The organism is Domibacillus indicus (assembly GCF_000970685.1).
GTDB classification, from domain to species: Bacteria; Bacillota; Bacilli; order Bacillales; family Domibacillaceae; genus Domibacillus; species Domibacillus indicus.
Map to the genome: position 1 here is coordinate 211,844 of NZ_LAJB01000002.1, position 13,315 is coordinate 225,158.

Genomic DNA, 13,315 nt, shown 5'->3' on the forward strand with positions numbered 1-13,315 from the left:
CTTAAATATAGACCTGCAGCTTAATTCAAATTTGATATGTGACGGGCAATTTTCTCACAGTAATCAAGATACTCTGTGCTAATCAGCGTATCTTTGGGAGCTATTATGGCACTCAGGTAAATCAGAAGTTCTGAATTATACAAGGATGGATTTAGCATAGAATGTCCCACCCCAGATATAGTTTTAATCTTTAATTGCTTTTCTGGCAATAACTGCTTGTAAACCTTCTCTGTTTCTTCAGAATCAACATTTTCATCCTTCTCAGCTAATATTAAAAATATTGGAGACTTTATGTTTTTAAGATCTTCTGCTGCATCTGATGAAATATTCTTTTGTACAAACAAATATCTTTCTTCTGACATACTGCTATCTCCAGTCTTTTGCTTGTATTCCTCATAAGGGATACCCGTTTTAATCATTTCAGACTCCTCATTGTACCTATTTAGTTCACTGCTTATTTCCTGATTTGTTTTGTTCTCTCGTTTCATTTTCATCATAGTATAATATTGCCCTTGCCTAATCCAATTAATGGCAGGACCTACCAGTATAGAAGCAGAAATATCTTCTCGGTTCTGCTGTATTTTAGGAATTACCCAGCCAGCCTGGCTGGCTCCCCAAATAATAATTTTATCTGTATTAAAATTATTCTGCCCTTTTGCCCATTCAATTACTTCTTCTACTTCTCTCGCTCGGTCGTCCATCGATTGGTTTAACCAATCTCCAGATGATCCCCCTACACCGAGTTTATTCCAAGAAATAGAAGCAAAACCTTGTTTCGCAAAACGTTCCATTAATGGCTTGTAACCGCCATCCTGAGTTGCATTTTGTGCACCATCTCCATGAACAAATATAACAACGCCCTTGTTATCTGTTTTGGGAAGAGCAAGATAACCAGCTAACTTTCCTTGCTCCGTTTTGATAGTCACCTCTTTTTCCAACATTTCGTAATTATTTTCATAAAGGAAACATCCAGTGAACGCCAATAGAGTCAACGCAATGCCAATAAGTAATTTACCTCTCTTTTTCATTAGTATTGGACCCTTTCCACTCCATAAAATACCATTGGTTTATTCCATGTAAATGCCTTCCTACTTTACTTGCTCCTTCTTTCTTTATTCGAAATCCAAGTCTTTCATAAAGCTTTCTAGCAGCAGTGTTAGTTTTAGAAACATACAATGTTATAAACTGACCTTGACCTGCTGAGTTTTTAACTAATTCAATAAGTTTCGTTCCCACTCCTGCCCCTCGACTTGCTTCAGATACGGTTATAAAGTCTATATGAATTTCATTCTCTTTCTTGTCGTGATGGAGTGCACCGAAAAAGAGTAGTGCTTTGACAAATGATTTAAAACTCAGCTGTTTTAACAAAAGATTTGAAAATTCTCTGAGATACCATTTCTTTGGTTTTATCAATAAAATGCCTTGGATGCTTTTATCCCTTATTACCAGCAAGTTTTCTCTATGTTTTTTTAAAATATGTTCTGCGAGACAATGCAATAAATACTCATGTTCTCTTTTTGGTAATTTTAATGTTTGAAATTTGCCCGCGAATCCTTCCATTAACAGAACCGCTATATCCTGTATATCTTTATTTAGATTTATTATTGTCCTATGCATTTCGCCTTACCTCTAAGCTATATACCATTTCTTTCATATAGAAAGCAGATAACTGAGCTTCTTCCGTTATTAACAATGGATCTTCGTATTTAGCATCTATCTGAACAAGTTCTTCATAAAAATGCTCGATTTCTTGAAGCAACTCCTGCTCATTTTCTATACATATCCTCTTACAGTAATAGGTTCCTGCGGAGAAGAAATAATCCCCTTCTGGCTTGCTTGATCCGTACATTACCTTGACCTTGCTCCCATCCGCCAGAATTAAATAAGAGATTTCATCCAAAATATTTATAGCACCCTCTTTCCGGTTTGCTAACTTTTTCAATTTAATATTGTATGAATCATCTACAAACGCATCATCTAGAAAGATAAAATACCGTTCTTCTTTTACTTCTATGTTTAACTTATATGTTTCTTTTTGTTTAAGTTTTAAGACTGTTTGAACATTTTCTCTAAGTTTATTAAGGTGTTTAATGTCATTTTCCACCTTTATAAGAACATCAGATAAAGCTTCCGTATAATTCGTTTCCTTATCCAAAATTCTTTTTATTTCTTTTAAAGAAAAACCTAATTCTCTTAGCAACAAAATATGTGACATAGTATATACTTCTGATTCGCCATACATATGATAACCATTTTCATCAATAAACGCAGGCTGTATTAATTGTTGTTCTTCATAATGCCGAAGCAAATATTTAGTTATATGAAGTAATTTAGCTAATTCCCCACTTGTTAAATACTGCATCCTTCTCTCCTCCCTTGATATCAATAGCATAAACTATGTGGTTACCACACAGTAAATAGACTAATTAAATTTAAAAATTTATAGCAATGAATTTATTAATACTCATATCTCGGAGAAATTCATCATCAATTGTACTAACCTAATACAACACAAAAAAAACAGCTGCCTATGGCAACTGTGTTTATTCAAAAAATGTATCCACTTTTAATGGGATAACAAGTAAGGAATTCTTATTTTTTCTAAAATTTTACTGGAGGGTATTTAGGTTGCTCATCTATCTGTTTTTTAGGTTTGTTAAGGAATGCACGCAGGCTAAGCTGCCCTTTAACGAAACAAAAAAAGCCACTGTGTTTGGCGGTCTGGATTTCCTACAGAATTATGGGTATGCAATTCCCTAAAAAATGTACTATATAAACGAATACAAAAACATCAGGGTAATGCATTATTTGTAAACGGAGTTACAGCACTCAATAAAGTCTTCTTATTAAATAGAATAGAGTGTCATTGTTTATTTACGGCCGCTGCTTTTTAAAAGGAATTCTTACCGAACAACCTTTTAAAAAAGCAGGACAGGGAACCCCTTCAGAGAAAGTTCCCCGTCCTGCCCCCCTTCTTCCTGTTTACGAAAGAAAGCGCCCAAACGCTGATTTTAAGTAAGAATCAAATGCTTTTTCTTCGCCATCCCGCCAGTAGAGGCTTTCCGGATAGGAAGACCTGTCCGCGAAAATGTTGTCAATAATATCCGGTTCTTCCTCAATCGTCTTTCCACCCGATACCTGGATAAACGGCTCTGTTTCGTCAAACACCACATCGAATCGGAGAAACCGGTCTTCAATCCGGAGCGCGGCTGCATTTTCCGCTGCTTCAAACACTGCATCGAGGCCGACGGACGCATACTTTTCCAGCTCGTTGTCAAATGCCTCAAGTTTGCTGTATAAGTTTAAAAATAAATCTGTTAAAAACAATTCATCTTTAAATCGGACATCGAACTGGCTCACTAATTGCTCTTGAAATGTCATTCGATCGGCTCCTTTTATTTTTAGAATATTCTCAATTTATAGTATAGAACACTTTTACTGGGAAGAAAACCATTGTTTGTAACCGCAAGAATTGCCCTTCTTCGAAACCCCTGCTCTGATATCTCATGCTTAAAGTCCATTTTTTTCGAAGCTTTTAATAGATCATTCGTCTGGTTTCTAGTAAAATGGTATGAAAGAAGACACTAAGGGGAGTAAGGGGCATGCAAAATATCGTTTGGTCTTCATCACTGCCAGAAGTTTATCAAACGCTCTTTGAACAGGATGATGAAATTTCATTTGCGATGGATACAAAAGGGAACATTCAGCTTTTAAACAAAGCCGCCGTGCAGATTTTAGGCTATACGCGCGCTGAATTTTCCCGTGTTGATTACTCAAAAATCATTTCCGGGGACCAGCTCGAAGCGGTAACGGACCGTTTCCATTCGGTTTTACAAGGAAACAAGGCTTCGTTCCGGATGACGGTCAAGTCAAAAGAGGGCAAAATTATTCACCTGTCCGTCAACACAGTGCCGATTTTCGAGGAGGGCCACGTAAAGGGAGCCATCGGCATCGGCCGGGTGCGGACAGAGGAGCAGTACACAAGAGAGCTGTTAAACGGGCAAAATTATATTCTGCAGATGATTGCCAGAGGAGAGCCGTTCGGTGATGTGCTGCATCAAATTGCCGTAACGATGGAACGTATTTCTCCCGGCCATCCATGCTCGATTTTGCTGTGTGACGAGGAAAAAAAGCATCTTTCCCACGGAGCGGCACCGCATCTGCCGGCTGAATACGTTTCAGCCATCAATGGAATTTCCATCGGCCCCGCCCAGGGATCATGCGCAGCAGCCGCTTTTTTGCGAAAGCCCGTTGTGGCCGCCGATATTCAAAACGACCCTTCCTGGGCCGACCGTAATAAAGAGCTTGCGCTGGCGCACGGACTGAAAGCCTGCTGGTCTACCCCGATTTTTGACGATGATGAGCAGGTTATCGGCACATTTGCCATGTACTCCGGTCACGTTGCGGCACCGTCCGAGGCGGACATACGGCTTATTCAAGAAGCAACCGATTTGACGAGCCTGGCCATTCAGCATTATAAAGCCAAAGAGCAAATTCAAATGCTTGCCTATCATGACCAGCTGACCGGACTGCCGAACCGCCGGCAGTTCCGCCAGAAGCTCGAGCAAACGATCAAGTACCATCCGGAGCACCCACATACGCTTTTCTTTCTTGATCTGGACCGCTTTAAGTTTATTAATGATTCGTTCGGCCACAAAACAGGCGATGACCTCCTGACTATGATCGTAGACCGGGTTGGATCATGCCTGGGTGAAAATGCGCTTTTTTCCCGCGAAGGCGGCGATGAATTTACCATCTGGCTTGAGCACACGAACAGGCAGGAAGCGGCGGATACGGCCGCGGCCATACTTGAGACGTTTCAGGAGCCTTTTCTGTTGAAAGAAACGGAATTATTCATGACTGCAAGCCTCGGCATCAGCCTGTACCCTGATGACGGACTTCAGGAGCAGGAGCTGCTCCGGAAAGCAGACATTGCGATGTACGAAGCCAAAAAGCAGGGCCGGAATATGTTTCAATTTTACACAGACATTCTGGATGACCAGTCATTGAAAAAATTAAAAATGGAGAGCGAGCTGCGTTCCGCCCTGTCGCGGAATGAATTATCGCTTGTTTATCAGCCCATTCAGCATTTAGAAACGGGGAAGGTGTACGGCGCGGAGGCGCTGATCCGCTGGAACAGCCGCGAATTCGGCTTTGTCTCCCCTGCTGAATTTATTCCGCTTGCCGAAGAAACCGGGCTGATTATCCCGATCGGCGAATGGGTGCTCCGCACAGCCTGCGGGCAGTTTCAAACATGGCGGGCACAGAGAATGCCGCTGACCTGCATGTCGGTCAACCTGTCGATTTTTCAGTTTTATCAGCCCGACCTGCCCGGCATGATCCGCTCCATTCTCACGGAAACCGGCATGGAGCCTTCTCATTTAACGTGTGAAATCACCGAAAGCACCACGATGAACACAGAGACGGCCGCCGCTGTGTTAATGCAGCTGAAGGACCTTGGCATCGGCCTCTCAGTTGACGACTTTGGGACCGGCTACAGCTCGCTCAGCTATTTGCGAAAGCTGCCGCTTGATACATTAAAAATCGACCAGTCCTTTGTCCGGGATATCGCAGTCAATGAAAACGCCGAAAAAATCGCCACCACGATTATTTTAATGGCGCACCATCTCGGCCTGCATGTAGTAGCGGAAGGAGTGGAAACGCCCGACCAGCTTGCGATTTTAAAAGCGTACCGGTGTGACGCGACACAGGGCTACCTGCTCGGCAGGCCCGTGCCGCCGGAGGAATTCTCCGCCGGAGCATAAAAAGCAGCCCTGCTTACACGCCAGCAGTTCCGTTTTGATAGAAAAGCATATGAAAAAGCAGACCAAATCCGATGCGATTTGGTCTTTTTGAATTCATGTCCTGTCCATAGTGGGAGCTTTAAGAAGGTAATTTCTCCTTTGCATGGAACTAAACTAATAGAATAGTTTAGTCAGGAAATCATGAACAAAGGGAGGAAATGAAGATGACAAAGCAAAATAAGGAGCTGGCAGCTGAACGGCGTGAGGAATTACTAGGAGCCTTGAAAGTCCGTTTCGAGAAAAACATGCACCGCCATAAAAGTCTGGAATGGGCTGACGTTCAGGCGAAGCTGGAAGCAAATCCGGAAAAGCTCTGGCCGCTCAACGAGATGGAAATCACCGGCGGTGAACCGGATGTTGCTGGTTATGATGAGACGAAGAACGAATATATTTTTTATGACTGTTCAGCGGAAAGTCCCAAAGGCCGCAGAAGTGTTTGTTACGACCGTGAAGGGCTGGAGTCAAGGAAAAACCATAAACCGGAAAACAACGCTATTGATATGGCAGCTGCGATGGGCATTGAGCTGTTAACGGAAGGCCAGTACCGGGCGCTGCAGCAGCTTGAACATTTCGACAGGAAAACGTCGAGCTGGGTGCAGACACCTGCTGATATAAGAGAACTCGGCGGCGCTCTTTTTGGCGATTTTCGCTTCGGCCGCGTCTTTGTGTATCACAATGGTGCCTCCTCTTATTATGCTGCCAGAGGGTTTCGCGGCTTGCTGCGGGTTTAATTCGCACCCGGAGAAAAGGCTTTTCCTTTCTTCTTCAACGAGTGAGGCTTTCGTCTAACAGGGAAAAAACGCCTGAAATTAAATTCGAGGCGTTTTTTTCTATTTGTACTGTTTATTTTCGTGCGAATCATCCTGCTTTTCTACTATTATTCCGACTGTTTTTTTCGAACTTTCTCTTCGTTAACGGAACGGACTGGCTTACCTGAAGACTGCCGCTATTTCTCTTTCCGAAACCCCCGGCGCTCCGCATATTCCGAGCAGGCCGGGCACAGCCTTGCTTTTTTTCCATCCCGGTCCTTATACTGGCGGAGCGGCTTAATTTTCCGCCTGCACATTGAGCATTTCCCTCCAAACAGACCGAGCATGGCTTTTCCTCCCTTCTGCTCCGTTACCTAAATAATCGCGCTTTTTCCCGGACCCTTTGCGGTTTTCGGCACATTCGAGTTCGTTCACATGTTTAGCCCCCTGTTTCTTACGGATAAATAGATAAAGAGGTTTTGAGTGCATATCCTGTTTTTTCGTTTTATTGTTTTGCGCATAAGTACATACCGGTATGTGGATGTCCTTGACAATCGGAAAGCAGGTAAAGGAAAGGAGATCGACTATGCCCACTGGAAAAAGACCAGGTTATATTGAACGGAAGGTGATCGCCGGCGCCCTGGCCGGCACGCTGTTTTTTGTGGCAGCCGCTTTTTTGCAGCAGCTTCCGCTTAGTGCTCCGGCGGATGCATGGCCGGCGTTTCTTCAGCGGGTCGCCAATGCGCTGCCGGTTTATATGATGTATATTATGCCGGTGATGCTCGCTTATTTTGTACTCGCATCCATGATCAGCGATTCCATCGCGCGCTTTCTGGCGCGAAAGCAAAACGGGCAGTTTGAAGGCATTTACGCACTCGTCTTCCACTTGCTTTTCGGCATGATTCTGCTCTGGCTGACGGTTCTGGCGATGCTGCTGTTTTTCGTGATTGACCGTATCCTGCAAAAATGGCGGGAGCGCTATACGTATAAGCATGCGCTCACCAGCCTGCTGCTGCCGCTTACGGTCTGGTTCGCTTTAATGATCATCGCCTTTATGAAAGGATAAAAAAAGCAGTCCGCGGCCGATTGGCCGGGACTGCTTTTTTGTACAACGGAATCTGGCCCGGATCAGCCCTGCTCCATTTCAAACACCTGCTGCACGTCCTTATCGCCGCGCCCCGACAAATTCACAATGATAATCTGCTCCCTGGCCATTTCAGGCGCCATTTTCATTGCAAGCGCAACCGCGTGGGCACTTTCAAGCGCCGGAATGATTCCTTCAATCCGCGACAGCTCTTTGAATGCCTGAAGCACTTCTTCATTCGTCACTGTGTAATACTCGGCCCGGCCGCTTTCTTTCAGGTAGCTGTGCTCCGGCCCGATGCCCGGGTAGTCAAGTCCGGCCGCAATGGAGTAAGTCGGCTGCGGATTGCCTTCTTCATCCAGGAGAACATAGCATTTAAAGCCGTGAAGCACAGCGGGCACGCCTTTTGTAAGCGAGGCCGCTTCCGCCGGCTCGGCGCCGATCAGCCGTACGGACGGCTCGTCGATATAATGGGCAAACGCCCCGATCGCATTGCTCCCGCCGCCCACACACGCCATGACCGCATCCGGCAGCCGGCCTTCTTTTTCAACAATCTGCCGCTTTGATTCTTCACTGATAATCGAATGAAAATGCTTGACCATCGTTGGATAAGGATGCGGGCCCACCGCTGAGCCAAGCAGGTAAAAGGTTTCTTTGTAATTCGCTACGTAATCATTCAGCGCCGCATCAACCGCATCCTTCAGGCGCCCTTGGCCGTCCTCCACGCCGATGACCTTCGCTCCCAAAAGCTCCATCCGGAACACATTCAGTGACTGGCGCCGCATGTCTTCGGCGCCCATGTAAATAATGCATTCCATGCCAAACATCGCACAGGCTGTTGCAGTCGCGACGCCGTGCTGCCCCGCTCCGGTTTCCGCGATCACCCGGTGCGCGTTCATACGCTTGGCAAGCAAAATCTGCCCGAGCACGTTGTTGATTTTATGAGAGCCGGTGTGATTTAAATCCTCCCGTTTTAAATAAATTTTCGCGCCGCCGAGCTTTTCCGTCAGGCGCTCTGCATAAGTAAGAGGATTTTCACGCCCGATGTATTCTTTTAAGTAATACCGGTATTCCTCATTAAATGCTTTGTCATCTTTAAATTGTTCAAACTGGCTGCCCAAATAATCCAGCGCTTCTTTTAATTCAGGTGGAACAAAACTTCCGCCAAACTGGCCGAAAAAACCCGCTTCTGCCATTTCCCACACATCCATTCTTTGATTTTTCTGATAAAATAAGTGTACTATATTCCTTTGCTTTTTCAACCAGAAAAACAGCCTGACTAAAGACAGCCGTTTGCTTTAAAAGATGATGAAATAAAATGAATACCAGGGAGCGGATTACATTCTTGAATAAGAGAAAAGCAGCATTAGTTGTCATGATCATCCTGGTGGCTGCTGGTTTTTCAATGTATCTTGGAAGCCACACTTTATACGGAAATGATCAAGAGTCCATTGTCAGAGTCATTCAATCCATTGAAGGCTACGAAGATAAGCCAATTGAAATTTTAAGGATTACTGATTTTAAGGATGTAAGAATTGTGGGGTTTCTATATAATGACTGGCCCGCTCAAATTACATTTTATAAAAACAGTACAGGCAATTATAAGTGGCAAAGCATCGAAGTCAGGCAGGGTGAAACAGTAAGTACTTTCTTTCCTATTCTGCCGGACAGCATACGGCCCAAACTGATGTATGTTTCCAGCGGTGAAAATAAAACCACGGTGACACAGGTGGATGTAAACGGCCAGATGATAGAACAAGAAGTTCCTCCAAATAAAGCTTCCGTTATCTGGGTGGACCTTCCGCAAACAGGCGGCAATTATTAAATGCGATCTGCCCAACGCGGCAATAAAGGTTTTCAAAAAAAAAGAGGCTGGCGACTCTGTCGCCAGCCCTGGTCAGACTGCTTGCTCCCAAATAAACTGGTATGCGGCGCTTTCCAGCCTGTCAGTTACGCATCAGCCCGGTAAGCGTTTTCATATTTTTTCTGCTCTTCTGCCAGCAGCCGCCCGGCTTCGTCCTTATGCAGGGGCTTACTGAACAAGTAACCCTGCCCGACGCGGCAGCCCATCTGCTTAAGCATCTTCAACTGGCCGGTATGCTCCACTCCTTCTGCTACGATATCTAATTCGAGATTGCGGGCCAGATCAATAATATTTTTGACGATCGCCGCTTCTTTTTTCGATGACGTTACACCACGGATAAACGACTGGTCAATTTTCAAGCAGTCTAGCGGCAGATCTTTGATGACACTCAGGGAGGAATAGCCGGTGCCAAAATCATCAATCGCCACCTGCACCCCGATCTGCTTTACGTGCGCCAGAATCTGGTTTGTTTCATACGTGTTTTGCATAATGCTTTCGGTAATTTCGATCTGCAGCAAATGCGGCTCCATTTTTGTTTCCTGAATAAGAGCGTGGAAGGATTCAACAAAATCCTTTTTCTGAAACTGCCTTACCGAGATGTTGACGCTCATTTTCAAGCTTCCAAGGCCCTGGTTCTGCCAGACTTTTGTCTGCAGGCAGGCTTCCTTCAGCACCCACTCGCCGATTTTTGAAATCAGGCCGGTCTCTTCGGCAAGGGGGATAAACTCGGCCGGAGACACGAGCCCAAACTTCCCGCTTTTCCATCTGACCAGTGCTTCAAACCCATCAATCTGCCGGCTGTAAAGATCCACCTGGGGCTGGTATTGCAGGAAAAGCTCGTTTTTCTCAATAGCGCGCCGCAGTTCTTTTTCCATCGCCGCCCTGCGCTGAATTTTATCAAATAAGCCCGAATTAAAAAACTGGTAGTTGTTGCGGCCTGCTTCCTTGGCGGTATACAAAGCCGAATCTGCATAAGAAAACAGGGTATCCATTTCCTCCGAGTCGTTCGGGTACATGCTGATGCCGATCGATGGGGTAATCGATACTTCGTGGCCGTTCACATCAAATGGGTCCGCGAATGCCTGGATAACAGACTGCGCCATTTGAATGACTTCCTCTCCATTTGAATGTCGGTATCCGACCAGAAATTCGTCTCCCCCGTACCGGTACACCCGGCAATCGGGCCCCGCAACAGCAGCGTTCAGCCGGTCTGCCACCTGGCGAAGCAGCACATCGCCGGCCTGGTGGCCAAACGAATCATTTACCGCCTTAAAACGGTCCAGATCCAGAATAAAAAGAGATGTTTCCCGCCCGGCCTCGATGCATTTTTTTAAATCGGCAAACAGGGAAGCACGGTTTGGCAGCCCTGTCAGGGAATCGGTGAAAGCAAGCCGTTTGATCTGCTGTTCGTTTTTTTTCCGTTCGGTAATATCAGATGTGACCCCGATTGTTTTGACAATCTCGCCTTTCTCATTTTTAATTGGCGATAATTTAATTTCAACCCATCTGCTCTGCTCTTTGTCCATGATGCGAAATTCCGCTTCCCGGACCGTTTCCTGATGAAGGTTCCCGAAAAAATGATACGCTTTTTCCCGATCCTCTTCATGAATTCGTTCCGCAAAAAGCAGCGGGTTTTCGTTAAGCTCTTTGAGTGGGATGCCCAGCGTTTTTTCACTTCCCTTTGACATGGAAAAGTTTTTATATTCGCGGTCTACGGACCAAATAAACGCATCGGCATTGTCTAAAATACTTTGCAGCTCATCCTTATTTTCTTTTAATGCTTTTCCTAAATATCGACTATGATCAAAATATTTGCCCACCTGCCAGGCAACAACGAAAAAAAACAGCAGTGACAGCACATGCCTGATATGGAAAAGCTGATTATACTCAAAGCCTATTGTCCATTGAATATAAGATAAAACGGCAAATAACGCCACTCCTATTCTTCCCGTATAGTTCATTGGTTTGCTCCTTTATACTAAAGTACATCATAAATAAAACTTTCGACCTATAAATATATAGTAACAGATGAACTCGCAAATTGCACTGCAAATTCAGGATTATTCCTGTTCGGTGCTTTTTTCCCGTTTTTGAAAACTTAGTTTATTTGGTAGACAAACTATTTAAAAATTTGTTACACTTTACTTGCAAATTGAAAACGATCTCAACTCGCTTTTCAAACCTATTATGAATTATACATAGAAAGGAGGAAAAGACAAATTGCCCGCCATCATTGTGAAAACAGGATGTCTCCCTCCTTCCGGTTCCTTTGCGAATCAACGAAGGAATTGAAATCGCTCTCAGCTTTTAAACAGGCAGGAAACGGGACCCGTCCTTTTCTCTTGCTTTCCGTTTTGGCGGCTGAATTTGTCTTTATCCAAAATGGAACAAAAACGCAACTTATTTTATATTTTCTCCTTAACGCTCGTCGCGGCTATTGGCGGCCTGCTGTTCGGCTATGATACCGCTGTTATTTCAGGGGCGGATAAGTCGATTGAAGCGTATCTGGTGAAGCCGCTCGGCCTTGGCTCTCTCGCCCACGGCGCGACGATTTCAAGCGCCCTGATCGGCTGCATCATCGGAGGTCTCATTTCCGGCTACTTTGCATCCAAGTTCGGCCGCAAATATTCACTGATTATCGCCGCTGTGCTGTTTTTGATTTCCGCGCTCGGCTCTGCTTATCCAGAGTTTTTGTTTTTTACAAAAGGAGAACCGTCTTTTGCTTTATTAATGATGTTTAATGTGTACCGGATTATCGGCGGAATCGGGGTCGGCCTCGCTTCGGCGGTTGTGCCGATGTACATCGGGGAAATTGTCCCTGCGGATATCCGCGGCCGGCTTGTTTCCTTTAACCAGTTTATGATTATTTTCGGTATGCTGGTCGTTTATTTTATTAACTGGGGCATTGCCAGCGGTCAGACCGTTGAATGGATCAACGACATCGGCTGGCGGTATATGTTTGCCTCTGAAGCGGTCCCTGCCCTGCTGTTTGGTATCTTGCTGTTCCTGGTGCCGGAAACACCTCGCTATCTCGCTTTGAAAAACGAGGATGAAAAAGCGCTTGCAGTGTTAACGAAAATCAATGGCTCCAAAGAAGCCAATGCCATTATGGCCGATATTAAACAAACGCTGACGGCTCGTGCCGCTTCGGAAAAGCTGTTTGCCTACGGAAAGCTTGTGATTACAGTCGGCATTATGCTGTCGGTTTTCCAGCAGTTTGTCGGCATTAACGTGGCCCTGTATTATGCGCCGCGGATTTTTGAAAGCATGGGCGCTGCCAAGGACGCTTCTATGCTGCAGACAATTGTGATGGGGCTTGTGAATGTTGCCTTTACCCTTATCGCCATTTTCACCGTTGATAAATGGGGACGCAAGCCGCTGCTGATTGTCGGCTCGATCGGCATGGCAGTGGGCATGTTCGGCGTCGCGGGTCTTGCTTTTGCAGGTGTGATCGGCATCAGCACACTCGTGTTTATCATTATTTACACGGCTTCCTTTATGATGTCGTGGGGGCCGATCTGCTGGGTATTGATTTCGGAAATTTTCCCGAACAAAATCCGCGGCCAGGCCGTTGCGATTGCCGTTGCCGCCCAATGGGCCGCCAACTACTTTATCTCTGCCACTTATCCGATGATGATGGAGTTCAGCGGCGGCTTAACCTACGGCTTCTACGGCCTGATGAGCGTTCTTTCCGCCCTCTTTGTCTGGAAATACGTTCCGGAAACAAAGGGCAAAACACTCGAACAAATGGAAAACGTCTGGCTGAAACGAAAAAAGAAGCCTGCTTAAAAAGGAGAGAACCCCGCTTTCTACG

General features: G+C 45.3%; 12 protein-coding genes. 5 read left to right on the forward strand and 7 right to left on the reverse strand.

The features are described from left to right. Positions 1-20: 20 nt before the first annotated feature. The 4 genes from VP98_RS01280 to VP98_RS01295 form a co-directional block, all read right to left on the reverse strand. Positions 21-1,028 (reverse strand): alpha/beta hydrolase family protein, encoded by a 1,008-nt coding sequence (locus VP98_RS01280; protein ID WP_046173506.1) that lies wholly within the window; start codon positions 1,026-1,028, stop codon positions 21-23. Further along, positions 1,012-1,617 carry a GNAT family N-acetyltransferase gene (locus VP98_RS18180; RefSeq protein WP_052712080.1) on the reverse strand — a complete coding sequence of 202 codons (606 nt, stop codon included), beginning with the start codon at positions 1,615-1,617 and terminating at the stop codon, positions 1,012-1,014. Before VP98_RS18180 ends, VP98_RS01280 begins: the two co-directional genes overlap by 17 nt. Then, positions 1,610-2,362, reverse strand: a complete 753-nt coding sequence (locus VP98_RS01290; RefSeq protein ID WP_046173507.1) for a MerR family transcriptional regulator — start codon at positions 2,360-2,362, stop codon at positions 1,610-1,612. The genes VP98_RS18180 and VP98_RS01290 overlap by 8 nt, the downstream gene beginning before the upstream one ends. A 620-nt stretch (positions 2,363-2,982) precedes the next feature. Next, complete coding sequence (locus tag VP98_RS01295) at positions 2,983-3,381, reverse strand: hypothetical protein (RefSeq protein ID WP_046173508.1); 399 nt, start codon at positions 3,379-3,381, stop codon at positions 2,983-2,985. A gap of 221 nt (positions 3,382-3,602) precedes the next feature. Between VP98_RS01295 and VP98_RS01300 the strand changes: the two genes are divergently transcribed. Together VP98_RS01300 and VP98_RS01305 are read left to right on the forward strand one after the other, a co-directional pair. After that, positions 3,603-5,765, forward strand: coding sequence for a bifunctional diguanylate cyclase/phosphodiesterase (locus tag VP98_RS01300; RefSeq protein WP_052712081.1), 2,163 nt, complete (start codon positions 3,603-3,605; stop codon positions 5,763-5,765). Between the two features lie 203 nt (positions 5,766-5,968). Beyond that, positions 5,969-6,535, forward strand: coding sequence for a DUF4256 domain-containing protein (locus VP98_RS01305; protein ID WP_046173509.1), 567 nt, complete (start codon positions 5,969-5,971; stop codon positions 6,533-6,535). A 315-nt stretch (positions 6,536-6,850) separates the two neighbouring features. Here VP98_RS01305 and VP98_RS18715 read toward each other — a convergent pair whose 3' ends face one another. Beyond that, positions 6,851-6,988 (reverse strand): hypothetical protein, encoded by a 138-nt coding sequence (locus VP98_RS18715; RefSeq protein ID WP_156151279.1) that lies wholly within the window; start codon positions 6,986-6,988, stop codon positions 6,851-6,853. A gap of 151 nt (positions 6,989-7,139) precedes the next feature. Here VP98_RS18715 and VP98_RS01310 point away from each other — a divergent pair, with 151 nt between their 5' ends. Next, positions 7,140-7,619, forward strand: a complete 480-nt coding sequence (locus VP98_RS01310; RefSeq protein WP_052712082.1) for a hypothetical protein — start codon at positions 7,140-7,142, stop codon at positions 7,617-7,619. A gap of 62 nt (positions 7,620-7,681) precedes the next feature. Here VP98_RS01310 and trpB read toward each other — a convergent pair whose 3' ends face one another. Beyond that, positions 7,682-8,833 carry a tryptophan synthase subunit beta gene (gene trpB, locus VP98_RS01315; protein ID WP_156151280.1) on the reverse strand — a complete coding sequence of 384 codons (1,152 nt, stop codon included), beginning with the start codon at positions 8,831-8,833 and terminating at the stop codon, positions 7,682-7,684. 149 nt (positions 8,834-8,982) lie between these two features. Here trpB and VP98_RS01320 point away from each other — a divergent pair, with 149 nt between their 5' ends. Continuing rightward, the gene (locus tag VP98_RS01320; protein ID WP_156151281.1) at positions 8,983-9,462 is read left to right on the forward strand and encodes a hypothetical protein; all 480 of its coding nucleotides are present in this window, start codon (positions 8,983-8,985) and stop codon (positions 9,460-9,462) included. A gap of 125 nt (positions 9,463-9,587) precedes the next feature. On the opposite strand, the gene VP98_RS01325 is transcribed toward VP98_RS01320, so the two are convergent. Continuing rightward, positions 9,588-11,462 (reverse strand): putative bifunctional diguanylate cyclase/phosphodiesterase, encoded by a 1,875-nt coding sequence (locus VP98_RS01325; RefSeq protein ID WP_052712083.1) that lies wholly within the window; start codon positions 11,460-11,462, stop codon positions 9,588-9,590. 421 nt (positions 11,463-11,883) lie between these two features. Between VP98_RS01325 and xylE the strand changes: the two genes are divergently transcribed. After that, complete coding sequence (gene xylE / locus VP98_RS01330) at positions 11,884-13,290, forward strand: D-xylose transporter XylE (protein ID WP_046174090.1); 1,407 nt, start codon at positions 11,884-11,886, stop codon at positions 13,288-13,290. Positions 13,291-13,315: the final 25 nt, after the last annotated feature.